This window comes from Methanobacterium sp. CWC-01 (assembly GCF_030323845.1).
Lineage (GTDB): Archaea > Methanobacteriota > Methanobacteria > Methanobacteriales > Methanobacteriaceae > Methanobacterium > Methanobacterium aridiramus.
Genome location: NZ_CP040735.1, coordinates 1,321,526 through 1,344,385, shown reverse-complemented (window position 1 = coordinate 1,344,385; position 22,860 = coordinate 1,321,526). Strand labels below are relative to the sequence as shown.

23 protein-coding genes and 2 tRNA genes are annotated in these 22,860 nt (G+C 43.9%); 7 read left to right on the top strand and 18 right to left on the bottom strand.

Translation table 11 applies throughout. From position 1 onward, the window contains the following. Positions 1–54 precede the first annotated feature (54 nt). Together FGU46_RS07275 and FGU46_RS07270 are read right to left on the bottom strand one after the other, a co-directional pair. Positions 55–127, bottom strand: a tRNA-Thr gene (locus tag FGU46_RS07275). Between the two features lie 22 nt (positions 128–149). Then, positions 150–232 (bottom strand) — tRNA-Leu (locus FGU46_RS07270). 293 nt (positions 233–525) lie between these two features. Between FGU46_RS07270 and FGU46_RS07265 the strand changes: the two genes are divergently transcribed. The 3 genes from FGU46_RS07265 to FGU46_RS07255 are packed head-to-tail and all read left to right on the top strand — an operon-like array spanning position 526 to position 3,263. After that, on the top strand, positions 526–708 hold the full coding sequence (locus FGU46_RS07265; protein ID WP_286473489.1) for a 4Fe-4S binding protein: 183 nt from the start codon (positions 526–528) through the stop codon (positions 706–708). After that, positions 705–1,853 (top strand): NAD(P)/FAD-dependent oxidoreductase, encoded by a 1,149-nt coding sequence (locus tag FGU46_RS07260; protein ID WP_286473486.1) that lies wholly within the window; start codon positions 705–707, stop codon positions 1,851–1,853. The genes FGU46_RS07265 and FGU46_RS07260 overlap by 4 nt, the downstream gene beginning before the upstream one ends. A gap of 54 nt (positions 1,854–1,907) precedes the next feature. Next, positions 1,908–3,263 carry a HEAT repeat domain-containing protein gene (locus tag FGU46_RS07255; protein ID WP_286473475.1) on the top strand — a complete coding sequence of 452 codons (1,356 nt, stop codon included), beginning with the start codon at positions 1,908–1,910 and terminating at the stop codon, positions 3,261–3,263. A 102-nt stretch (positions 3,264–3,365) separates the two neighbouring features. Here FGU46_RS07255 and FGU46_RS07250 read toward each other — a convergent pair whose 3' ends face one another. The 7 genes from FGU46_RS07250 to cdhA are packed head-to-tail and all read right to left on the bottom strand — an operon-like array spanning position 3,366 to position 11,505. Continuing rightward, positions 3,366–3,836, bottom strand: coding sequence for a 4Fe-4S dicluster domain-containing protein (locus FGU46_RS07250; RefSeq protein WP_286473469.1), 471 nt, complete (start codon positions 3,834–3,836; stop codon positions 3,366–3,368). Positions 3,837–3,858: 22 nt separating this feature from the next. After that, entirely contained in the window at positions 3,859–5,235 is a 1,377-nt protein-coding gene (gene acsC, locus FGU46_RS07245; RefSeq protein WP_286473466.1) for an acetyl-CoA decarbonylase/synthase complex subunit gamma, read from the bottom strand. 12 nt (positions 5,236–5,247) lie between these two features. After that, positions 5,248–6,411, bottom strand: coding sequence for a CO dehydrogenase/acetyl-CoA synthase subunit delta (gene cdhD / locus FGU46_RS07240; RefSeq protein ID WP_286473463.1), 1,164 nt, complete (start codon positions 6,409–6,411; stop codon positions 5,248–5,250). A gap of 11 nt (positions 6,412–6,422) precedes the next feature. Next, positions 6,423–7,178, bottom strand: coding sequence for an ATP-binding protein (locus FGU46_RS07235; protein WP_286473451.1), 756 nt, complete (start codon positions 7,176–7,178; stop codon positions 6,423–6,425). A gap of 42 nt (positions 7,179–7,220) precedes the next feature. Further along, positions 7,221–8,624 carry a CO dehydrogenase/CO-methylating acetyl-CoA synthase complex subunit beta gene (gene cdhC / locus FGU46_RS07230; RefSeq protein WP_286473444.1) on the bottom strand — a complete coding sequence of 468 codons (1,404 nt, stop codon included), beginning with the start codon at positions 8,622–8,624 and terminating at the stop codon, positions 7,221–7,223. Positions 8,625–8,669: 45 nt separating this feature from the next. Next, positions 8,670–9,185, bottom strand: a complete 516-nt coding sequence (gene cdhB, locus FGU46_RS07225) for a CO dehydrogenase/acetyl-CoA synthase complex subunit epsilon (RefSeq protein WP_286473431.1) — start codon at positions 9,183–9,185, stop codon at positions 8,670–8,672. A 1-nt stretch (position 9,186) separates the two neighbouring features. After that, a complete protein-coding gene (cdhA, locus tag FGU46_RS07220; protein WP_286478367.1) occupies positions 9,187–11,505 on the bottom strand; it encodes a CO dehydrogenase/acetyl-CoA synthase complex subunit alpha in 2,319 nt (772 codons plus the stop codon). A 326-nt stretch (positions 11,506–11,831) separates the two neighbouring features. On the opposite strand from cdhA, the gene cbiM reads away from it, so the two are divergent. From cbiM to cbiQ, 3 genes are all read left to right on the top strand, one after another. After that, positions 11,832–12,479 carry a cobalt transporter CbiM gene (gene cbiM, locus FGU46_RS07215; RefSeq protein ID WP_286473411.1) on the top strand — a complete coding sequence of 216 codons (648 nt, stop codon included), beginning with the start codon at positions 11,832–11,834 and terminating at the stop codon, positions 12,477–12,479. Continuing rightward, the gene (locus tag FGU46_RS07210) at positions 12,476–12,766 is read left to right on the top strand and encodes a PDGLE domain-containing protein (protein WP_286473403.1); all 291 of its coding nucleotides are present in this window, start codon (positions 12,476–12,478) and stop codon (positions 12,764–12,766) included. The genes cbiM and FGU46_RS07210 overlap by 4 nt, the downstream gene beginning before the upstream one ends. A gap of 102 nt (positions 12,767–12,868) precedes the next feature. Further along, positions 12,869–13,657, top strand: coding sequence for a cobalt ECF transporter T component CbiQ (gene cbiQ, locus FGU46_RS07205; RefSeq protein WP_286473399.1), 789 nt, complete (start codon positions 12,869–12,871; stop codon positions 13,655–13,657). 71 nt (positions 13,658–13,728) lie between these two features. Here the strand turns inward: cbiQ and FGU46_RS07200 are convergent, their stop codons facing one another. Then, positions 13,729–14,847, bottom strand: coding sequence for a type II secretion system F family protein (locus tag FGU46_RS07200; protein ID WP_286473382.1), 1,119 nt, complete (start codon positions 14,845–14,847; stop codon positions 13,729–13,731). A 33-nt stretch (positions 14,848–14,880) separates the two neighbouring features. Beyond that, positions 14,881–16,536 carry a CpaF family protein gene (locus FGU46_RS07195; RefSeq protein ID WP_286473373.1) on the bottom strand — a complete coding sequence of 552 codons (1,656 nt, stop codon included), beginning with the start codon at positions 16,534–16,536 and terminating at the stop codon, positions 14,881–14,883. Positions 16,537–16,952: 416 nt separating this feature from the next. Here FGU46_RS07195 and FGU46_RS07190 point away from each other — a divergent pair, with 416 nt between their 5' ends. Further along, positions 16,953–17,936 carry a 50S ribosomal protein L11 methyltransferase gene (locus FGU46_RS07190; protein ID WP_286473369.1) on the top strand — a complete coding sequence of 328 codons (984 nt, stop codon included), beginning with the start codon at positions 16,953–16,955 and terminating at the stop codon, positions 17,934–17,936. A 3-nt stretch (positions 17,937–17,939) separates the two neighbouring features. Here the strand turns inward: FGU46_RS07190 and FGU46_RS07185 are convergent, their stop codons facing one another. The 7 genes from FGU46_RS07185 to FGU46_RS07155 form a co-directional block, all read right to left on the bottom strand. After that, complete coding sequence (locus tag FGU46_RS07185) at positions 17,940–19,184, bottom strand: tripartite tricarboxylate transporter permease (RefSeq protein ID WP_286473366.1); 1,245 nt, start codon at positions 19,182–19,184, stop codon at positions 17,940–17,942. 220 nt (positions 19,185–19,404) lie between these two features. Further along, positions 19,405–19,674 carry an elongation factor 1-beta gene (locus FGU46_RS07180; protein ID WP_286473357.1) on the bottom strand — a complete coding sequence of 90 codons (270 nt, stop codon included), beginning with the start codon at positions 19,672–19,674 and terminating at the stop codon, positions 19,405–19,407. A gap of 67 nt (positions 19,675–19,741) precedes the next feature. Continuing rightward, on the bottom strand, positions 19,742–19,903 hold the full coding sequence (locus FGU46_RS07175; RefSeq protein WP_286473349.1) for a zinc finger domain-containing protein: 162 nt from the start codon (positions 19,901–19,903) through the stop codon (positions 19,742–19,744). Continuing rightward, positions 19,904–20,548 carry an amino acid kinase family protein gene (locus FGU46_RS07170; protein WP_286473347.1) on the bottom strand — a complete coding sequence of 215 codons (645 nt, stop codon included), beginning with the start codon at positions 20,546–20,548 and terminating at the stop codon, positions 19,904–19,906. It abuts the gene before it with no gap. A 16-nt stretch (positions 20,549–20,564) separates the two neighbouring features. Beyond that, positions 20,565–20,906 carry a peptidyl-tRNA hydrolase Pth2 gene (gene pth2, locus FGU46_RS07165; protein ID WP_286473344.1) on the bottom strand — a complete coding sequence of 114 codons (342 nt, stop codon included), beginning with the start codon at positions 20,904–20,906 and terminating at the stop codon, positions 20,565–20,567. 86 nt (positions 20,907–20,992) lie between these two features. Further along, positions 20,993–21,592: a cation diffusion facilitator family transporter gene (locus FGU46_RS07160; RefSeq protein ID WP_286473341.1), complete on the bottom strand. Its 600-nt coding sequence runs from the start codon at positions 21,590–21,592 to the stop codon at positions 20,993–20,995. Between the two features lie 61 nt (positions 21,593–21,653). Beyond that, the gene (locus FGU46_RS07155; protein WP_286473340.1) at positions 21,654–22,856 is read right to left on the bottom strand and encodes a YcaO-related McrA-glycine thioamidation protein; all 1,203 of its coding nucleotides are present in this window, start codon (positions 22,854–22,856) and stop codon (positions 21,654–21,656) included. Positions 22,857–22,860 lie beyond the last annotated feature (4 nt).

The window sequence follows — 22,860 nt, the reverse complement described above, 5'->3', positions numbered from 1 at the left end:
ATGGAAGCAAATTAAAGTGAATTATTAAATTCTAGAGTTAAATTAATGTTTATAAGCCCTAGGGGGGATTCGAACCCCCGGCCTATACCTTACCAAGGTATCGCTCTACCGGCTGAGCCACTAGGGCAGTAATTTAAAACCAACCACAGTGCAGGGGAAGGGATTCGAACCCTCGAAGGCCTACGCCAGAGGATCTTAAGTCCTCCCCCTTTGGCCGCTCGGGCACCCCTGCATACAACGAACTTGGTGTGATATCCTATATTAACTTAACGGTTAGCTTGTTGCTGGGACTATTTTCCATTTAATTTAACTTCATCCTCCCCTAATTTACTGATTTTGATGTATTTACAGATATCAATGTAGTTTAAAACTAAAAACATTCAATTTACACTACCTATAGCCAGATAAATCCTGAATAATCTCTACGATAAGACAAACAGGAGTTAAGGTAATGAGGTAATTTATATAAGAGTCATAATCCCATACTATCAATGGTTATTAACTTTCGAGATAACAGTCCATGGGGTGTCTAAAATAGAAAGGCTTCCTGATATTTGCGGAGTTTGCGGAGTTTGCGTTGCTGTTTGCCCACAAAATTGCCTAAAAATCACCGAAAACGTCTTGGAGATCTTAGAAGGCTGTGATAATTGCGGCTATTGTCTCCAAGTATGTCCCCTGGGTGCCATCAAAATGGAAGGTGGAAAATGAAGTACGACGTGGTGGTAATAGGAGGACGGGTGGGAGGTTCAACTACGTCATTATTTGCATCTAAACATGGCTTAGACGTGCTCATGATTGAAAAACGTCAGGAAATCGGAACTCCCGTTCAGTGTGCCGGAGCTACAACCTGCAACACCTTCCAGACCCTGGATATGAAACCTTCAAACAAATACATCTGCACCGAGATATATGGTGGAACCATATGTTCTCCTGATGGTAATCGGGCTAAACTCAGGGGAAAAAAGGTAGAAGGATATATATTAGAAAGAAAAGCCTTTGATAAACATCTGGCCATCGAATCTGCCCGGGCAGGGACCGATATTATGGTTAAAACCATGGTCACTGATCTGGTAAGAAAGGATGGAAAAGTATGTGGTGTGGTGGCCAAACACATGGGAAAAACCATGGAGATTGAAGCTGATCTGGTGATTGCTGCAGATGGAGTTGAATCCCAAATTGCCCCACTGGCAGGTCTTAACACTCAAAAAAGGCCCCAAGATATAGGTTCCTGTGCCCAATATGAAATGGTGGGAATGGATGTAGACCCCAACTACGTAGAATTCTACTTTGGGGCAAATACAGCTCCCGGAGGTTATCTATGGGTATTTCCGAAAGGTGAGGGTCTGGCCAACGTAGGGGTGGGAGTTAGGAATTCTCCATACCCGGCCTATCATTACCTCCAAAAATTCACATCACAACTACCGGCCACTCCCGTTGAACTTAACGTGGGAGGAGTTCCTCTTTCGGGCGTGGTGGAAAAGACCTTCACCGATGGTTTCCTTCTGGTAGGTGATGCTGCTGGCCAGGTGGAACCTCTTAGTGGCGGTGGAATACACACCACGGTAGAGTGTGCTAAAATTGCCGGGGAAGTGGCCGCTGAAGCCCTGGAAAAAAATGATACTTCTACCCGTTTTTTGAAAAATTATGAAAAACAGTGCAGAGCTAAGGTGGGAAATAACATCAAAAACTCCCTTAAATATCGTCGTATTATGGATAAACTAGTTGATGAAGACTTCAATGAAATAACCAAATTTTTAGAGGGACACGATTTAGAATCAATATCAAAATTATCGATGATGGGACTTATTAAAGGACATCCTAATCTTTTAGGACTATTAAAGAAGATATTATAAGAATTAAAAAAGTAAATAATAGAGGAGATAATATAGAAGAGGGGCAGGTGGAACATGAACTCATTACAACCAGATATTGATAAACTAATAGAGAATGGGGACGTGGAAGGACTAATCAATGCTTTATATGATGATGATTACATCACCCGAAAAGAAGCCGCCTTTGGTCTTAAAAAGGTGGGTGATAAGAGGGCTGTGGAGCACCTGATTAATTCTCTACTTTACAAAAACTGGCATAAAGATTACACCATATTAACCGGGGTTAGAGAGAATTCTGCAGAAGCTTTAGGGATGATCGGAGAGGAATCAGCCATCGACGCATTGATCCAGGCTTTAGAAGAAGACCCTGATGAAGAAGTGCGCTGGAAAGCTGCCTGGGCTCTGGGAGAAATTGGGAACATCCAGGCCACTGAAGCACTGATTAAAGCCCTGAAAGATAACGATTGGACTGTGCGAAGACACGCCGCCAATGCCCTGGGTATGATTGGTGACGAAGAGGCGGTGCCACCCATAATTAAGGCCCTGAATGATAAGGACTGGCACGTGCGTAAATATGCCGCGGTAGCCCTGGGTAAGATGAAGGATGAACGGGCCATCCCCATTCTTTTAGAAGCCCTGGACGATGATGATGCGGATGTAAGATGGAAAGCGGGTTCTTCCTTGATAAAAATGGGAAATATGGTCGTTCCTTCCGTTATAAATGTCTTCAAAACTGGAAGCTGGCGTGTGCGAGGAAGGGCAGCGGAGATTCTGGGAAGGATTGGAGATGAACGAGCGGTTCCGGTTTTAATTGATTCTTTAAGCCCGGGAAGATCACTAGAAAAGCATAGGCACGTTAGAGGAAAAGCTGCTGAAGCATTGGGAAATATTGGTAACAAAGACGCTATAGACATTCTCTTGAAAACTTTCCACGAAGATGAATATAAATATGTCCAGGATAAGGCAGAGGAAGCTATAAATAAAATCAGGAAAACTGCAAAAGAAAGGAGGATACTTACCTACGACAATGGGGAAGTTTCCTTCAATTATCCAGGTGAATGGGACCTCATGGATACCCCCGATCCCAAAAAAATAGTGAAGGGTTTCTATGCAAACAGCGCCATCAACCTATCCCTTAACCGACAAGCAGACGTAGAAGATATAACCTCTAAAGAATTTGCAGAAATGTTAAGGAATGTGCTGTCCATCCAGAATAGCACTATAATCTCGGAGGACTTGTTCGCCAGGGATGGTATGGAGATTTATCAAGTGGTGGCCGAGAACAATGAGGTGGTCCCCACCGACATACTGGCTGTTTCCTATAAAAAGCTAGGTCTCTTGTACTATCTGTGGTTTGCAGGGGATCCAGAAATCCTTAAGCACGCTGAAGAAGGAATTCAGATTATTCTGGACACTTTCAACATCTATTAGTATTCCGGATTATCCAGTATAATTTTTTATTATTTTTTTACTGAAAACTTATTTTTTTAAAAAGTAGGAATAGACCCAGATCCATCTGGGCCACGCTATTCATTATCCAACCTTGTCTTGGTAGGCCTTCATAGCTTCGTTCAAAACTTCAGTAAAGGAAAGATCTTTCTTGAGTTCTTCCAGATCCTCCACCGAGAATATCTTTAGAACGTTATCTTTACAGGCATCTACACAGGCCGGGATTACACCCTCAGCATCCAGACACAGGGTGCACTTCTGCATACACTTATGATCCTCGTCAATTACCATCATCCCCACGGGACAGGCGATCATGCACAGGCGGCAGAGGATACAAGCATCCTCATCCACCATTAACGTGCCTTCATCCTCCCTAATAGCCCCAGTTGGACATATCCTGGCGCAAGGAGCCTTATCAGGGTGGCATTGCATGCAGAATATAGGCACCGTACTGCTCTTCTTTACACGAGCCACTCCGTGTTCTTTCTGGCAGGCGTTGATACAGTCTTGACATTCACTGCAACGCCTGGGATCTACCACCATCAGGGTTTTCATGTTATCACTTTCCCAAATCCAATCAAGATTTTCCTTTTATGTCCGATAAGAACCCAGGCACAGCCGAAGAGTCCCTGGGACCCACAATAACTTCCCACCCACTTTCATCTTCAATTTCACCACTAACCGGGGCTGCTAGCCCGGGTATGATCAGTGTGCGGGTTTCTACCTTATCCTCTATACCGGTTTCCTTGATAAGATCGGCTACTGCCTCGGCATTAAGCTGGCCTCCCGCCAGGGAAACATCCACTGCTCGACCTTCGGTGTCCAGTACCAGTAGGTATGCATTGGCCTTGCCCTTAATGTCCCCTTCCACGGTGTAGAAGGTGAGGGCGAAATTGGTGGTCATCAATACTGGTGAATCTTTGTTCACATCTCCAAATTCGTAAAGTCCAGCATCCACTGCCTGAGGCTTCCGGGGGTCGGTGTATATGCCCTGTCTTAGAGTCAGGACCGGAATCAGTTCCCATATGTTTGTTCCATGGAATATTAGAACGTCTGCATATTTGTTCATGAGGGTGGCGGCGATGGTGGCCTCTCTGATACCACCCTGGATCTCATCCCTTTCGTATAACCAGGTGAGGGCGGGTATACCCAGTATGGGGAACCGGAAGTCTTCATCCTGTTCTTCCACTGCCAGCCGGCGGATCATAACGAAATCATCCAGACTGTCCCCGACACCGGCCTCCACGAAGGTTCCGGGGTCCAGAACAATGTCAGTTATTCCCTTATTCCTTAAAGCCCGGCTGATGTTCTTCATCTTCTCCAGGTCGTTGGGAGAGAATATGGTCAGGGGACAATCATATTCCAGGGCTAATGCAGCCATTTCTTCCATGTTAGTCTCGTTAGCTGCGTAGATAAGGGGTCTTTCATCCCCAACTTTTTCCAGGGCGGCTTTAATGGCTGCAGGATCAAAGGAACATAATATTAGTGGGAATCTGGTGGTTCTAAGCTTGGCTGCGGCTTCAGCAAATTTTGCTGTGTCTCCAGAGGTATTTCGGAGGGCTATTGCATCGAGTTTAAGCATTTCTCCAATCCTTTCAAACTCGGTGTCTTCGATGATCTTAACCCTTTCCTGGAACTCTTCATCGGCCAGGTTATCGGCGATATCAATCACCAGGGCAGTGGGATTGTAGTAGGTTAACTCGTAGCGATACAATACTTCGTCTCCACCAATGATGACCGTTTTAGCACCGGTACCGATGGTGATCTCCCTTACTGCAGGGGCAAGTAGGGCCTCCAGCTGGGCGAATGCTTCCGGTTCCAGTTCCGTGCACAGATCCAGTTGAGTTTCTTTTTCGGAGAGTTTAGTGGCGAAGGCCATGCAGGAGGCCTCTCCACAATCTTCGCAGTTGGTTTTGGGGAGTAATTTGTAAATATCCATGGCTGTAACTTGCATACTCATAACCTCCTATTCCAGCTCCGTTATCCAGTTGGATATGTCTGGTACATCAGTTGTAAGGTACTCCTTGGTGAAAGTGGAGCCTATTTCACTTAAAAGCTGCACTGATAAGGGGTGCAGCATCATGAAGATGTCCACTCCACATAACATCATGGTCAGGCCAGTGACTATCTCCCAGATGGGCCCCCGATAGTCGGTGGGTCCCCAATCATCGTTTTTCATCCAGGCTTCCCTGGATCCCCAGGCATTGGTGGTTCCAGAGCTCATGGGCATCTGCAGGTCCTTGTCACCTTTCAGGGCAGCCAGTCGGGTCCGGGTGATGACGTCAATGGAAAACTCGATACCGTAACCGAGGGCACAAGTTGTGGGGTCCATGACTATGTCGTTGGGGGTGAGTCCCTCTTTCATCAGGTACTTGTTGAGGGTTTTTTGCATATTAACATCGGTGATGGCCCAGCTTAAGACGGCATGATTGTAATCAACAGCAGCTTTAGCCACCTTCTTGTAGTCCAGATCCAGGTTGGCCGATGCTAAAAGACATCTTTCTCCTTCGGCAGCGGCAGCGGCTGCTTCAAGGATTACTGGGTCTTTCTGCGGGTCACCAGATCCCCCTACCACCAGTGGCACATCCACAGCTTGCAGTACTTCTTCTATGTCCTGAGCCGCTTCACGAGGTGTTTTGTCCATGACCTTGGGACCGGTTCCAATCAGGTGAATGGTAACCATGTTGGCCCCAAATTCCTTCACCGCCTTTTTTGCCCAGTCCCCAGGGTGGTCCATGACATCGGAGAAGTGTTCCCTTATTGGTCGGGGTAGTCCGGGCATGGGAATATCAAACACGTCGAAAGTTACCACCGGTGGGTTGGGTTGTGGCTCCTCGAAACGGTATAGGGCCTTTTGTCCGCCTAAAAAAACTGGCTTGCGGGTTCCAGCCCCCAGTTGAACCTCTGCTACCTCTCCAGGGTAGTCCTGTACTGGTGGTATAAATTCCAGGGTTTCCATCTTCTCAGAAACTTTCTTAACAGCCGCCTGTTGTTGCACCGCCTGTTGCATTACTCGCTGCATGGCTGGGGCCAGTTGCAGTTCCAGTTCATCAAAATCCATACGAAACTCATTTATTTCTACATAATCCGTTTTTTCCAATAGTTTAAGAAGTTGCGATATTTTATCCATATACCCACACCCTATTCTCTTAAAATTCGGGACAATATCCCGGATACTGCCTTTACAGTATTAGAATCATCTGGTAATTCCACCAGAGGTTTTCCCTCCAGATCGTATTCCGTGACCTCTTCATCTTCATGTACAATCCCCAAAATTTCAAGACCGGTCTCCTGGGCCTTTTTAATAAGATCCTCTTCTATTTCAGGCCTTACCCGGTTCAAGATGAGATACAGTTCTTTGAATTGTATCTCCAGTTCACCCGCCAGATCTCCAATGCGATGGGCAGTTAACATCCCCCTCTTGGAGTTATCAGTAACCACCAGCATTAAATCCACGTTCTGAGTGGTTCGTCGGCTCAGGTGTTCCAGTCCGGCTTCGGTGTCAATGATAATGAGGTCATAGTTTTCGGAAAGGTTCTCAATGATCCTGCGAAGCATGTTGTTAACCGCACAGTAGCATCCACTCCCTTCAGGGCGCCCCATGACCAAAAGATCAAATTCTGGAGTCTCAATAATGGACTCCATGATCTTGTAGTCCAGGATGTCCCACTTGTTCATTCCAGTGGGAATTTTACCCTGGGCCGTGTCTTTTTTGAGTTCTTCGCGGATATCTCCCACGGTACGATCCACATCAACCCCCAGGGCTTCAGGAAGGTTGGAATCAGGGTCAGCATCTATGGCCAGAATATCCTTCCCGGTTTTGGATAGCTCCTTTATGAGGAGGGATGACACCAGGGTCTTGCCGACTCCGCCCTTGCCACTGATTGCAATTATCAAATTAATTCTCCTTGATGGATTACCATTTAGATGTTTTTTTAGTTATTTTCTTTTAATAATCACCTTCTCTGCGTAGACTTTAGCATTTTTAAAGATGATCTTCACTCCTCCCGATGCGGGCATGGTAAGTTCAGGGGCGTAGGCCATCGGGGCCAGGGGTAGAGACTCCATACTCATTTCAGCATATTCTACGGGTTCTTCCCCCAGGGCAGGAGCTTCTTCTACTTCCTCTACCTCCTGAGAACTTTCCAGCCTTTTCATTATGGGATGTCCCTTCTCCTCCAGGAACGTCCGCATTTCCTTTATGTTGGCTGCATCTTCTTCAGTGGTGATTTTATCCTTGAGATCCTCAGGGATGTAATCGGAAAGGGATTCCTTAATTTCTTTAGGTAACCATATTATCCGCTCATAGCCTCCGTCGGCCTGTAAAAATTTTGGTGAACGCATGTATTCCAGGCTGAGTCCGGTGAATCCTTCCACCTGTTTTCCACCTGAACATTGCCCGGCCATGGCCGAGAATGGTATTCCCAGTGGTGTTTCTCCCCGGAAGTCCCGGTCCACAATCCCAATTCCATCCAGTTCAGGAATGTAGAAGGCTACTGCTTCGAAACATCCGCAGGAAGTATGAGGGTATCCAAAAACACTGTGCAGGTATACCCTATCGAAGGTGCCCTGTGATCGATCAGCCACGACTTCATTAACCGTGGAATATTCGCCTTTAACTTCGTCTAAAACTTCGCCCTTACCAATTTCAAATATGGGCCCATCTGGATCCATTTTAGCTGCAGCCCGGCAGTCGAACCAGTTGATGGCTCCACACAGAGCGGTACGGTCGGGGGTAACCACACAAACGTGGGTGGGTGCAAAGGACTGGCACATCACACAACCGTAAAAAACGTCAACATCCTCATCCGAGAGTTCACGGGCCCGGGCATCTCTTTGTTCATATTGAGTACCGGCTTTTTCGACGAATTCTTTGACCTTATCTTCATCGGTCATGATGGTAATGGCTATGGCTTCAATTATGGGGAATTCTTCCTTAAATAAAATGGACAAAGCCTTGGCCAGATCTTCAAGTTTAAATCCTGCTTCTAGGGCCTCTTTACTAACCCTACACCAGATCTGGTCCCGCTGGTTAAGGTGCATGAACCCCTTTATGTAGTTACATAGTTCGTGGGTTCTCCTTTCGATAACACCTTCCAGTTCCTTTTCCAATGTTTCTCCCTGGATTTCAATCAAAATACCCAAGGGATGAATATCGCCTTCCTGCATATCCTGCAGTTCTGGGCCTATGATCTCCACCTTACCGTCCTCAACGTTTTCTTCCACTTGAACCAGTTCAGCTCCCAATGACTTGGGACCAGCCAGCTCCACAAACATGTTAGCGGATCTTATTCTTTCACCCTCGTACATGGGGCTTACATCAACCGGTATATCCTCAAACATCCAATTTCCTCCGTTATTCCTCTTTTTGTGCTAAATAATGACTAATTATTGTCCTGCCATCTTTGCCAGATATTTTAACCATTCCTCATCTTTCATATTGGGGAAAGATGCATCAGCATTGGAATGGAAGAATTTGCAGATGGTTAGTGTTTTCAGATGAGGGGCATAGTGTTTCAGTGCCGATAGACCCTGGGAAGCCAGGTAATAGATGCATCCCAAGAAAATAACCAGGTCATGTTGACCTTCACCATTTACACCATCCCATTCGGGGTCTTTCAGTAGATTTACGATTTCAATGGCACCATAAGCAGTAGAATCCAATCCAATTTCCCGGAAGGCTTTGTAAGCATCTCCAGTAGTTACCACTGGTAGGTTCCATTTTTCAGCTATTCCCTTGGATAGGGAAAGTAAAGGTTCTTCCTTAACCAGCGGCCCTAAAATAAATAAAGGCCTTTTAGATTTTCGAATCATTAGTTCCGCAGTCTCAGGTGTAACTAGGAGTGCTTGTTTGGGTCCGGCAATAACTGTGGGTTGCCAGGGTATAACACGATCGTTACTCAATTCAATCACCATCCAATCCCATGAGGGATGGTTCCTGGGGTATTTCCCTAGGTTCCCATCCTACTTCTTCCAGTAAATCTTTCACTTCTTTTTTATGAGTGATTGGTATGTCCTTGTCGTTGCGAACGAAAAGGTTTATATCCGGGGGCAGTACACCAAAATAACGTTTATAAATATCGATATAATGGTTTAATTTGATCTGTCTTCCCTTGGCAGTGTCGGTCGGTCTTATGCACAGTTTAGCTATCACGGGCATAGCTTCCTCCACAGTTTCAGCAGCATATATCAAATGCTCTGGGGCTGGCTCGCCATCCATTATTTTACCAGTTCTCAGATCTTTTATTTTCCAGTTTTCTTTCTTATCAGCTCGGCCCAAATATAGCCGACGATATTTAGATCCATGTGGCCCAATAACCACTGGGATACCCCAGCGATTAACTCCAGTAGCAATCGCTGCTGCTTTTTGACTGTAAGCACCCCAAGCCACACCACAAGCACCTACCCGGTTTAGGATGTAGTCTGCTATTTCTTCGAAATTGCCTTCCAGGGGTTTTTTGGCGAATATATTGGCTATTTTAATACATGCACCTGAAATGTGGGCATTTGATACACAGGACCCCATATTTACCAGACCTCGGGCATCGAAGTCTCCACTGTACTGTTCATAGAGTGTTTTTCCTTCTTCGTCCTTGTATTCACCAATGGACATGGCCCCACAGCCGGTGGCGACCACGATGTAGTTACGTTCCAAGAATTCCTTGGCCATTTCAGCTACTTCTTTCCCACCATCAGGATAGTTTGAACATCCCACGAAAGCTATAACACCAGGTATATCTCCTAGAACTAGTGGAGCCCCGACTCTTCGGATTTCTACATCTTGTACTGGCCCTCGGCCGGCCCGGATATTGAATTTCTCATCTTTAACGAAGTGCTCTCCCACTTTAGTTATGATATCCATCAGAGGAAGATCTCTTTCACATTCTTGTTCGCATCTACCGCAGCTGTAACATACATCATATTCGTATAAGTCCTGGAACTTGGAAAAATCACCTTTACCTGCTGCCACAACAGCCTCCATCATTGGCTTGTTGTTGGGACAAACACGATTACACCATCCGCACTCAGTACAATTTGCGGCTATTTTTTGTATTTCATCTAATTCCGGCAAAAGTTTAAGTTTTTCACGTTCAGGTGATAAAATTTTAGCCACTTTAACCGAGACTTCCCCAACCTTTTTAGGATTGAGGATTAAGGCTCCAGATATTTCCTTGTTGACCAGTTTGGAAACGATTTTATCGGCTTCTTCATCGGTCATGTCGGGAAGTCCTAAACACATCTTATCGGTGGTGGCGATAACCGCACTATTCTTATTTAATGCTTCTTCAAGTACATCCGTACGTATACATTGCTCGTCAACAACAATAACATCAGCCACGCCGCTGCGGATGAATTTAAGCTGTTTAGAGAGGGGGCCCACTACTTTAGCCCGGTCGTTATAACGAGTTACATCTATGGCTGCACAACATATACCACAGACCTCTAAATCCTCTTCCTGGCCGGTTTCATCCAAGTAATCCATTATTCCAGCACCTGGAAGAACATTATGACCTATACAAAGCACAACTGGCTTTTTACTGTCGATAGTTCCCATTCCCATTTCCACGAGAGGTGCATCCTCATCACCTTTTGGCATGTTCAAGGCCACAATTTGGGCAATGTCACCGACTTCACGCGCTAAATCATCCATCATCCCCGAATGAAGTGCTTTAGACTCAAAATCAAGGCTACTTCCTTCTTGCCCGGTGTGACAAGCAGATAAAAGGTGGGACATTTGTTCTTCAACATAAGAGATCACTTCTTTAAGATCGCCCAGCTTTTCCGGTTTCTTACCCATTAAGGTTCGGATTAAAGGAGCTTCGATGTCAATATTCATCCCTAAATCGATGGGGAAATCTGCCCCGAAAGTTTCAATGAGATGTTCCACCAGGTGGCGTGCGTGCCCAGCATGAGCTGCTGTACCTATATTACACGCTAGAAGCACTATCCGCGCCTGTTGAGCCGCAGAATCAATCCCACAAGCACCTTTCTTGCCAGTTAGGTCGCATTTTCCGAAGGTGCACAAACAGCACATATCACAGAATGGTGCGTAGAATGGTTGGTACCGATCCAGTAGCTTCATATCCCATGATCGCAGATCGGTTACATGAGGTTTGGGAGTTGGACCCATGGGGACTTCTTCTCCGATTTTATTGCCATCTTTTTCCTCTATCTCCCCGATAGAGATTTTTATATCCTTTGATTTCCAGAAATCGTCCTTCATCTCTTTTGGTTTAGGTGCCACATGTATCACCGAATTATTAATGATTTATAATGATATTTTGAGATTGTGGTGATCTATATATATAAAGTTTGCGTATTACTTCCCTGCCAAAAAGGGACGTTTTTGTAATAAATTTTTAATACTAAAAATAATGAAAAAAACCATTCAGTAATACTAACAGAAACCTTTATATGATTATAAATAAAACCTCATTTTACCAGTTAAAATGAATTTCAAGGCCTTTAAAGGAGTATTACTAAGTTCACCTAAATTGGCTGTGAAGTAATACTGGTCAGTCATGGTGTGAAAAGAGAGGAGGGAAAAATATGCATATACCAGATGGTTTTATTCCGTTATGGCAGTGCGCGATCTACTGGATCATTGCCCTGGTAGCGCTAGGTATTTCGCTTAGATGGGCCCGATCGAACTTGGACGAAAGGAACGTTCCACTGTTGGCCGTTCTGGCCGCAGGTATATTCGCAATACAGGCTATGAACATACCAATACCCTGGGGAACCAGTGGTCATATGGTAGGCGCAGCATTGATAGCAATTATATTTTTCAGTCCCTGGGCTGCAGTACTGGTTCTGTCCATTGTGCTGATATTACAGGGATTGATATTTGGAGATGGTGGAATGACGGCTCTTGGAGCCAACATAGTCAACATGGGAATTATTGGTGGTTTTGTTGGATTCTATGCTTACAAAACACTCAAAGGAATTGGAAGAGTACCAGCAGTCTTTATTGCATCATGGGCCTCAATATTCCTGGCATCCATTGCCTGTGCCTTTGAAATGGCCTGGGCTGGTACTTTCCCACTGGCAGAAGGAATTGCCTTCATGGGACTTTATCACGCTGTGATTGGATGTATTGAAGGTGTGATCTCTGTAGTGGTAGTTCTGGGAATCGACAGGGTGAGATCAGACTTGTTAGCCGACTGGGTTAGCAGTAGTAAACAGGAGGCCCTGCAATGAACACCCAAAATCGTAACTTAGTGATGGGTGGTCTGGCCATAGCCATAGTTATAGCCATTCTAGCACCCTTCTTGGCATCCAGCAATCCAGACGGATTGGAAAGTGCTGCAGAAAGTCTGGAAGTCCCTGAATCTGAAGCAACATTCGAATCACCATTACCTGACTACGCCATACCGGGAATGGAAGATAATCCCTGGGGTGGTGTTGCAGCCCTAATTTTCGGGACAATATTGGTGGTGCTAGTGATGCTGGGATTGGCAACCTTCCTCAGCAAAAGAAAAAGGTAAAGGTCCAGAATAATTAAGGGAGCTTATTTTTAAGCTCCCAACTGCTTTTTTACCTAACTGATTTTTTATATACTTTTCATAATAAATAAAAGAAGAGATACCATGGAAGGACTGGCTGAAATCGATCGAGAAGCTCGTAAAGAAAGCTTCATGAACAACTTAGATGGAAGGATAAAACTCATATCTGCAATGTTAATCATAATATACGCAGTTTCCAGTGCTAACATCATGATTCTGGCCATAATGGAAGTATACCTTTTAATCCTGGTTTCCATATCTAATGTTACCCCTAAATATGCCTTAAAGCGGATTGCCCTCATCATCCCATTCGGAGGATTCGTGGCCCTAATACAACCGTTCTTTCAGCCAGGAAATGTGATCTGGACCGGACCTTTTGGTTGGTTACAAATTACAGATTATGGTCTGTTTTTCGGAGCCTTACTCCTCTCTAGAATGGTAGTTGCAGTTACGGCCATTGTGTTTTTATCATCATCAACTTCCATGCAGGACCTGGTGGCCTCCGCACAGAGATTAGGAGTACCCCACCAGTTGGCTATGCTCCTGAACCTCACCGTTAGATATCTTTTTTTCTTCTACGATCAACTTGAGAATATATTAAATGCCCAGTCCACCCGCTGCTTTGACATATTCAATAAGAAGACCTCTTATAAGTGGAGGTTAAGAAAAGTAGGCGAAACAATCACTATGATGTTCCTTAGAGCATTTGAACAGGGGGAAAAGGTTTACCTGAGCATGATGTCCCGGGGTTATTCTGAAAATACCCAGACCTACCGGGCTAAAACTAGACTAGATTCCAAAGACTACGGCTTCTTCAGTATAACCTTGTTGTTCATCGCCGGTCTGCAATTAATGAACATGTTCCTTCTTTAAAAATAAAAAAATCAATGATCCCCGGTGTAAGGAACCGATGAACCATTTCTTATTTGATTTTAAACTTTATTTTAAAGCTTGGGCTCCAGCCTCTTGATCATGAAGGCCATGAAGGCTACAATGGCCGGGAAGAAGAAGAGGTACATGATGAGTAGCAATATAGGTGGGATCATTGGCCCCATAACAGTGGAAGCCGCGATGAGCATAACCATGAGGATAACCGGTCCCAGAATGGCTATGAACATGTAAATCATGGTGAATGAGTTTAGCTTCTGGGCATAATCTTTGAGTTTCATCCTCATTTCATAGGCGGTGTCCTCGGCGATAACCCCCAGGGTTTTGGCCAGATCTCCCCCACTGGTAAGTGTTCGGGTGATCTGATACACGGCTCTTTTCAGACCCTCAGAATCTATTCGTTCACTCATATCCATTAGGGCCTGTTCCGTAGTTTGACCATACCTTATTTCCTCTAAGGCCCGAGCAAATTCTTCAGAAAGAGGACCGTAGCCTGAAGTGGCCACTGACCGCATACTGTCATGGAGTCCCATTCCGGCCCGGAGTTCAGTGGCCATCTGTCTAAGGGCAAATGGTATTTCTCGTGAAGCAGCAGTGGATCGGCCCCCTGATTTCATTTTTGGTAGATATATGAGGAATACAGTTAATAAGATAATCAAAATACCGAAGATAAGCCCTATTTCCAGACCTATACCTAAAATTATCAAGACCACGAACACTATCCCAAAGGAAAGCACACCTAATCCTAAGATTAATTTAGGATCAACACCTTTCTTTTCCTCTTCACGAAGAATTTCTTCTAAAGATGCTTTCCGAATGGCAGTCTTTTGAGATTCTTCTGTAGAATCAGTATCCGTCCTTTCATATTTCTTGTCAATTAACTCCCGAAATATGGCAATTTCATCTTTATCCATATTCATACGTTTAATACTTCTTTTGGGAGCTGAGGACCGGGTAGTAGATGCCTTGAATTTGAGGCCTTCATCATCATCCTTTTTCTTGGGTTTAAAAGGAGATTTTACAGCGGGTTTACGGGGTTTGATCTTTCCCACTCTCTTTACCGGGGTTTGAACTCCACTACTAACCTTCTGAGCCCCCTCACCTACCTTCTGGGATGAGTCAACAGTGAAATTACCTATACGGTTAAAAAATTTTTTAAGGCCCTCGAAAACCATTATTTACACCTTTTCATTCTGCTTGCCAAGATTCTATAATATTCTGTCCATCATTTCATCAGGGTCCCGGTAATAACTGTTTACACAACGTCCCACTTCATGGATGGACCTTATATTGTTATCTGCCAGGTACTCCAGTACCAGCCTTCTCTTTTCTATTTCTTCTTCTATCTCAGTTATACCAATACCTCTCAGTTCGGCTATATCTCTTAAAGTTTGACTGGCGATTCCCACATATTCAACTTTATCAGTAACATTATTCCATTCGAACACTCGGTTTAGCTGGACGTTACCTTCTTCCATACCCACTACTTCGGCCACCTCAGTGACTCTACGCATAGATCCTCCTTCAGACCGATACATACGGTTCTGCATGATTATAAAGTCCAGAGCAGGTATCATGATGTTGGGAACACTCATAGGAGGGTTGACTAATCTAGTTATGGTTTCCCTGGCAGTGTTAGAGTGAAGCGTACCCATACCAGAGTGACCAGTATTTAGCGCGGTGAACAGAGTTGTGGCTTCTCCTCCCCGAACTTCTCCCACAATAACACGATCTGGCCTTTGACGGAGTGAATTCTTAACCAGTGTGTCCATATTGAGTTCACCTTGACCCTCAATATTGGGTGGGCGGGTCTCCATACGCAGAACGTGTGTGTGAGGCAGTTGCAGTTCCAGAGTGTCTTCAATGGTTATGATCCTTTCCCGTGGGGGTACAAAGGCAGCGACGGTGTTGAGGGTGGTGGTCTTACCAGAACCGGTACCACCCGCAATGATGGCGTTACAGGGTTTAACACCCATACCATCGGTACAGACCCAAAGGAAACCTGCCAGGTGTGATGAAAGAGTTTTGAAGTTTATTAAATCCACCACGGTTAGGGGATCCTTACGGAATTTACGAATGGTTAAAGTGGAACCATCAGCAGAAACCGGGGGAATGGTTGCGTTTACCCTTGACCCATCCTTCAAACGAGCATCCAGAATGGGCATCTGTTGGTCTATTCTCCTACCCACCTGACGGGCAATGACATCGATGATGGCCCGGATATCTTCATCAGTTTCAAAAACAACATTGGTGGCCATCATTCCTATCTTTCGATGGTATACAAATACCGTTCTATCGGTCCCAATTACCATGACCTCTTCCAGATCATCGTCCTTGATCATGGGATCCAGTTTGCCGTAACCCAGCATCTCCTGGGATATCTGGGTAGCCAGTCGATCCACATCCCTTATGCCCTTGCTGCGCAGGAATTGCTTAACCTCACCAGTAAAGGAGTCTTCATCAACCTGGAATTCTTCACCCTGGGCCACAGCCACTTCCACTAGTTTTTCCCGGATCTCGTTGAAAAGATTTAATTCATTCTTTGACAACCGGGGTAAAGCAACGTTATATTTGGGGATAAGACCTTCCTCAATAATTTCGGCTTTAAAAGCTTCAGACATCTGTCTAGCTTTTTTAGGACGTCTTGAACCCCTTTTTGAATGTTCCTTTATTAAGTTGTCCAGATTGAATTTATCATCATCTCTGGCAAAAAAACCTTCCTCAGCTCTCCCCTCAGTTTCAGACTCTTCATCAGATCTTTCTAAGTTTTCTTCACTCTTCTTTGAGGCTTCTGCTTCATCTGCATCCTCATCTGCAAATTCACCCAAAAGATCTCTAAGAATCTCTTTACGCTTGTCCCTCATAAAACTCGATTATTTATATAACGTATCAAATATTTAAGCTTAAGCCTAATTTTACTCCACAATATCCCACAACCCCAGGGACTAGAGGATTGGTAAGTTTCTGCCGTTACATAATATTTTCAGAGTGAGATGAAAAAATTGATCCCAAGACCCTGTTATGCAGGGGTGAGGCTTTTCGAACACTGCTTTTATGGAATAAAAATGTTTTCAAAGCCATGATTATAAATTTTAATTCCATATGACATTGAGATTATCTTTAAGCAGATCAATGCTGGTTTTTCTATTGAAAAAATTCCGATATTACTAAGAATCAGTTAGTAGTGCCCACTGGCTCTTCCCATATCTACTTCCTATTCTAGAGATCTTGGGACAACGTAAGGAAAAGATATTGTAAAATGACTGCCTTATTTAAGTCCATGAATATCAAGTGTTCTTGCGGGATCCACTTCCTAAAAAGTTGTGAAGAGGTTCTGAAAAGTCTGGAGGATCATTACTTGCCCTGCAAAAGCTGCGAGAATACTGATCTGAAAAAGTTTCGGCCTTTAATAGAGCAAGTTGAGTTAAAAAACATTGACGCCCCATGGAAACGATGCAAATGTGGACGTCGCCACCTGGATTATGTGATGGCCCACATTCTGGCGATAATGATGGAAGAAGGGCAAAGGAATCGGAACTCTACTCTACGCCAGGTTGGAACTCCCCTAATAACACCCGGATATCCTTTAAAAGGCCCTCCTTATCTAGAGAAAGATTCCATGATCCTTTTAACTGATGATATTGATGAAAATTGTTCTCTGAGAATTTACAAAGATGTACCCGAGGTTAAAGGAGTCTTAAAAGGTGATTTGAAAGTAACCGTGGGGGTTAGAGATTCGGGATCATCACCACACACTTACCAGCTTCTGGCCGGGTGCGACTTGAGGTGCGACATCCTAAAAACCACATGTGGACCGATTTGCATCTACAAAAACCAGAGTCAAATTCATCTGGAGTTTCCAAAACCATCTAACCCTAAAATAATTGCTCTTCATCAAATATTGAGCAAATATCAGAATCCAAGTGTTCTAGACTGTACATGCGGACCTGGGACCCTGGGGATAGCTGCCCTCAAATCAGGTGCCAGTAAAGTAGTTTTTAATGACATCTGGTATCCTGCTGCCAGGATGACTACCATTAATCTGGAAGTTAACGGATTTCCAGTGAATATTAACGAGAAAAAACAGGGATTATTAGCAGAAGGTGAGAATTCCCAGGTTTACTGTGCTGATATCAGGGATTTGAAATATGTTTTGGATGGGAGGTTTGATATCGGCGTTATAGATCCATTTCCGGGTGTTAATTTTAAAGAATTTAGCCAGGCGGTAGGTGAAATATGTCAGGAAGTGATTATAATCCAGTAAACATCATAATCCAGCATAAACCACAATAGCAGGCACTATTAACACCCCCATAAGGTGTGACTTATTAAGATCAAGATAATGGGGAAGTAAACCAAGAGATATGGATGTAATATAAACCAATACCACCATTAGAACGTTAGCTTGCTCTATAAATGAGAATAAAGCCACTAAGAAGCTCATGAATATGATTACATACCAGGTTAATTTATTATAATCGACTTTTTCCAGATTCTTCCCGGCAGCGTCTCCCAGTTTTAGGCATAAAATCAGTGCTACTGATACTGCGGTTATCGATGCGAATATGAAAACCAGGAGATGGGGAAAATTAACCCCATTTAGCAGGTGGTTGACGTAAACAGCGATTCCACTTCGGGGATTTCCAATCAAAAAAATGGCCATTAACGAAAATAAAGCATCAGAAACATTAACACCGCTCATGGCCACCAGAAATCCTTCCCTTTGATTCTCAGTATCACTACCACCACTGAGTTCCTGGGCTATCATGCTACCCTGGGCCGGGCCTAAACCTGGCAGGAAACCTAGTATGCTTCCTGCAATCCCTCCTGCAAAAATTCCTCTAATCACATCAGTGTTTATGGTAAGCCTGTGATAATGATCCTGTTTGGGTAAAAAAGAGTTCTGAGATAAGCTGTAAAGCATGGTACTCACTCCAAAAAGACCGGTGAACATGCATAGAAAGGATACACTGGTGGGCAGGGATGAGTTTAGAAGGGTCCAGCCCATAATCCCGGAGAGTATGAATATCAATGATGACCAGGCCATGGCCATTTTATCCCTGCTAAGACGAATTATCATCACGATAACCACTATAATGAGCATTATCCATATATATGGCTTCAGCAGCCCGTAAAGTGGTGGTAAGACCATCATGAACACTGGTAACAGTATTATCACCACCATAACCGATCCAAACCCCCCCAGAGCCACTAAACGGATGGCTTCTTTTCCCCTGCCTTGAAGCAGCATTTGATGTCCAGGTAGTACGGATAGTACCGTTCCTTCTTCAGGAACACCCAGAAACATGGATGGAATAAACTCCAGTAGGGCATGGCTGATGGACATGGATATCAGGAAGACACAAATTGATTCAGGAGAGTAGAAATTTAGTAGAAAATTAGAAGATGCGAAAATAAAGGCTCCCACTGTGTTAACATGGATCCCGGGAATCAGACCGGTTACTGCACCGCAGAATATGCCGATAAAACAGGCCAGGATCAAGTCAATCAATATTTCCACCAACTTTCGATAGATGTCAGTGTAAGATTGATCCTCATTATTAATAATTTTTTATAAAAAATTATTATTAAAAATTTATTATTGAAGATTATTTCTGGAGATTCACAGTTTAAAAAAAATTTTGTTGAAAAAAAATAGACTCCATTAACAGAATCTGCTATTATAAAGAATGGATTTATGATAACTAAAATAAGAAAAATTGACATCCAGGCTACATGAGCCGGCGGACGTCAGTAACTTCTACGCTGTTAACACCATCAATCTGAGCCAGATTTTCTTCCACTGGTTCTGTTCCGCCCTCGGCATCTCCCACCACAACCATAACATTAAGGGCCACCAGGCCAAAAGCAATGGGTTCTTCGTCAATTTTGTGTAATTCAGCTCCAGATGGCATGGAACTTTCCACATCAGTTTTAATTTTTGCCAAGTCCACATCAGGACTTTCCGGCATGAGTTTTATAGTTGCAACCACATCTCCCATACTATTTCCTCCCATAAATTTTTAAGTATTCTAAAAGTTTCTAGTAAGATTTCCAATTATAAGGTCCTTAAGGTCCTTTAAATCCACACTTGCACTGATACATGTGGCCAAAGGTTCTGCATTTCTGGCAGCGGAAAAGAATCTCCTGACATTCCGGACATTCAAATTTTACATAGGTCTCTACAGGGGATATCTCTTGTTTACAAGATGTACATTCTATTTTATCCATTTAATCTCCTCCAATGAACGTGTATATAGAGCTCTCGCCATCCATTATGGATAGAACCCTTTCGGGATACTTTCCGTTAACAACATAACATGTGGATGGGTATTGGAATAAAAGCTCCGCAAAACTATCATCTACAGATGTTTCACCAAAATTTAGTAGTTTTCTATCATCAATATTCCTTAGTAGCTGGGCCCCATCCTGGGATGGATCCCGCGTGTATATACCATCTACATCAGTGGCTATTAATAGTTTCGCCTCTAGGAGGTGGGCGAAGTAGAGTGAGATGGAATCGGAAGTAACTCTCCAGGAGTGTTCCAGGGGGTCCAGGAAATGCATAAGCTTTGATGGCAGCAATACCGGAGTTTTACCTGCTTTTATGGTATTTTTTGCATCTTCCAGAGAATATACTGCTACCCCGTTCTTGATTTTATCAGACAGAAGTCTTCCTAGAATGTCCATACACATTATGGCGGCATGGTGGTTGGCAGATCTCGAAAAATGAATTTGATGGTCCAATTGCCTTATCAGATTAGCGAAATCTCCACCACCACATATTATTAAGACCTTTCTATTCTTAAGAGATTCTGCCAGATTTATGGCATAATTGGGGAACAGGCTCCCCCCAATCTTAACTACCCACTCCATCTAAAACACCACATCATTACTTGAGAAGTTTGAGATCCTGGGTTATTTTATCGATTTTATCATCTTCATCTGGCCCTATTCCCAGGCAGGTCACTGTAGACGGGGGTAGTTCGGTATGGCCTGCATCCCGTACCAAGTAATGGGGAATTCCAGCTGCTTTAACCAACTCATGTATCTGGTAAAGCTCTTCTTCATTTTTAACCTTTAAAACAACCTTTTTTTCTGCCTCTCTTTCCCACTTGGTAATCTTTAATTTATCAGCCCTCTTATAAGCACCAAGACTGCCATGACAGGCCTGGGCAGCTATTTTACCCCTGCTCATGGGCAAATCTCCCCTTATGACTAGAACTTGTTTCATATTTATCATTAATAGATGGGTTAATCCCATAAAAATAGTATTCATTTGAAATTAACAGGTTAAATAAGAAAGTAGGATTTATTAATTTAATCTTCTTCACCGAACAAGATCTCATAGCCCTCTCTCAATAGATAGACAGATATAAGGAGCCCAATAAGCGGGTCCGCCTGCCAAATACCCCAAAAATAGTTCAATAAAAGACCAGTTAAAAGAGCTATGGAGAGAAAAAAACAGGATAGAGTTTCTTTTGAGTCAGCAATCAGGCTTTTACTTCCAAGATCGTTCCCGGTACTATGTTTAAGGTAAAAAAGCAGGGGCATTACAATTGTGGATGCCAATGCAATCATTATTCCCAGTAAGCTCGGTTCAGGAATTTCTGCATTATAAAGCTTGCTAAAGGATTCGTACAAAACGTATCCGCCCAGGATGAGGAAGGTATAACCAACATACCTTAAGGCCCGTCTTTCCAACCCTTCCTCCTCATCTGGCTCTAGGTCGTCCTTCCTAAATCTCCATACCATTATAACTGCAGAAAGGGATTCAACTGCGCTATCCAGGCCAAATCCAATTAATGAAACACTTCCAGCCCATACTCCAGCGAGGATGGATAAGGTACCCTCGGCAATATTATATATGATGGTGAAGTAGGAAAGAAAAAGAGCCCGCCTCATCAATTTTTGTTTCAAAAACTCACCAAAATAATTACCATAACTTGGGACCATAACCGGGCCATGACCTAAAAATATCCTAAAAAATATCTCTATTCATGATTCTTTTACCCATCCGTTCAGGATCCACAGCGTATACTTCCAATCCAGGTATTATAACCCTGACTACTGGAATATCAATCTCTGGACGGGTGATATCAACATATAAAACCTCTTTAATGCCTGTTTTTATAAGTTCATCCAAGGAAATTTCCAGATCATCCTTAAAGGAAGCGGTGGACTTGTTTTCCATCTGGGATACGTCAATTTTTTCCTTATAATCCCCAAACCAATGTTTGTTAATGCGTTTCATGCGCTCGTATCCTGCTTTTCGCATGAAAACAGCCCGGTTGGTGTCTTCCCGAGTCCCGTGTATCTGGGTGGCACGACTCTGAGCCACTTCGGTTAAGGCCCTTATTACCGCGATTTCCGGATCCAAGTGGGTGCCCACCCCCATGGTCAGAAGAGCCGGATCTTTAAGTACCGTATCATCGGCCACTGCCGCTATGGTGGTTATTTTTATGTCGGCAGTGAGGTCCACCAGCTTAACATCCACCCCCTTTTTCCTGAATTTATACAGAAGGGTTCTAATAAGCTCGTTTTGAGTTTCATCACATATAACTTCTTTTTTATGTTTCTTACGTGCTTCAAATATGCTCCAGGCATCTCTCTCCACCACTTCCATCAGCCCATGAAAAACTGCCTCCTCCAGGACGTTGCCTGACGCCAGGCCGTTGGTGTTGGACTTGAAAAGATGAACCCCATCCCGTGGCTGATATGGATGATAAACTGCATTAGCAGGTATAAGCTGTTTTTTGTCGGTTTTGGCATCCAGAGCTGGTATCCATTCTATTTTTTCAGAGTGAGGATCAGATATTCTCCGGGGGATGATCAGCGAACGGGGATCCAAACATTCACCCGGTTCATAAACCTTTGAAACTATATTAACCTTGTCTGAAGCCTGAAACTCTGCAGAATACCTCTCAAATGCCTCCATCATGGCCGAAGCCTTGGCTTGTATTTTGGTTGCGCCTTTACCAGCATATATACTCACCGCACCCTCTGCTGCTCCGGGCCGGATGGCGGAGTACACTGGTATTCCCACCCGATCCAGGTGAGTTATCTCGGCTATTCGGGTCACTCCTGCAAATTTCAGTTTCCCTTCAACCTTGCTAATTGTTTTTTCCGGATTAACAGCCCGGTGAGTGCATCCAAAATATGTGACGGGGATTTCTCTGAACATTTAA

Bases quoted from the DNA above. Each gene is read 5' to 3' on its own strand.
- FGU46_RS07190 (WP_286473369.1), top strand. From the start codon at position 16,953: ATGAATATCAAGTGTTCTTGCGGGATCCACTTCCTAAAAAGTTGTGAA.
- pth2 (WP_286473344.1), bottom strand. From the start codon at position 20,906: ATGAAACAAGTTCTAGTCATAAGGGGAGATTTGCCCATGAGCAGGGGT.
- cbiQ (WP_286473399.1), top strand. From the start codon at position 12,869: ATGGAAGGACTGGCTGAAATCGATCGAGAAGCTCGTAAAGAAAGCTTC.
- cdhD (WP_286473463.1), bottom strand. From the start codon at position 6,411: ATGGATAAAATATCGCAACTTCTTAAACTATTGGAAAAAACGGATTAT.
- FGU46_RS07255 (WP_286473475.1), top strand. From the start codon at position 1,908: ATGAACTCATTACAACCAGATATTGATAAACTAATAGAGAATGGGGAC.
- FGU46_RS07200 (WP_286473382.1), bottom strand. From the start codon at position 14,847: ATGGTTTTCGAGGGCCTTAAAAAATTTTTTAACCGTATAGGTAATTTC.
- cdhC (WP_286473444.1), bottom strand. From the start codon at position 8,624: ATGTTTGAGGATATACCGGTTGATGTAAGCCCCATGTACGAGGGTGAA.
- FGU46_RS07170 (WP_286473347.1), bottom strand. From the start codon at position 20,548: ATGGAGTGGGTAGTTAAGATTGGGGGGAGCCTGTTCCCCAATTATGCC.
- FGU46_RS07155 (WP_286473340.1), bottom strand. From the start codon at position 22,856: ATGTTCAGAGAAATCCCCGTCACATATTTTGGATGCACTCACCGGGCT.
- cbiM (WP_286473411.1), top strand. From the start codon at position 11,832: ATGCATATACCAGATGGTTTTATTCCGTTATGGCAGTGCGCGATCTAC.
- cdhA (WP_286478367.1), bottom strand. From the start codon at position 11,505: ATGAAGGACGATTTCTGGAAATCAAAGGATATAAAAATCTCTATCGGG.
- FGU46_RS07250 (WP_286473469.1), bottom strand. From the start codon at position 3,836: ATGAAAACCCTGATGGTGGTAGATCCCAGGCGTTGCAGTGAATGTCAA.
- FGU46_RS07210 (WP_286473403.1), top strand. From the start codon at position 12,476: ATGAACACCCAAAATCGTAACTTAGTGATGGGTGGTCTGGCCATAGCC.
- FGU46_RS07175 (WP_286473349.1), bottom strand. From the start codon at position 19,903: ATGGATAAAATAGAATGTACATCTTGTAAACAAGAGATATCCCCTGTA.
- acsC (WP_286473466.1), bottom strand. From the start codon at position 5,235: ATGCAAGTTACAGCCATGGATATTTACAAATTACTCCCCAAAACCAAC.
- FGU46_RS07195 (WP_286473373.1), bottom strand. From the start codon at position 16,536: ATGAGGGACAAGCGTAAAGAGATTCTTAGAGATCTTTTGGGTGAATTT.
- FGU46_RS07260 (WP_286473486.1), top strand. From the start codon at position 705: ATGAAGTACGACGTGGTGGTAATAGGAGGACGGGTGGGAGGTTCAACT.
- FGU46_RS07180 (WP_286473357.1), bottom strand. From the start codon at position 19,674: ATGGGAGATGTGGTTGCAACTATAAAACTCATGCCGGAAAGTCCTGAT.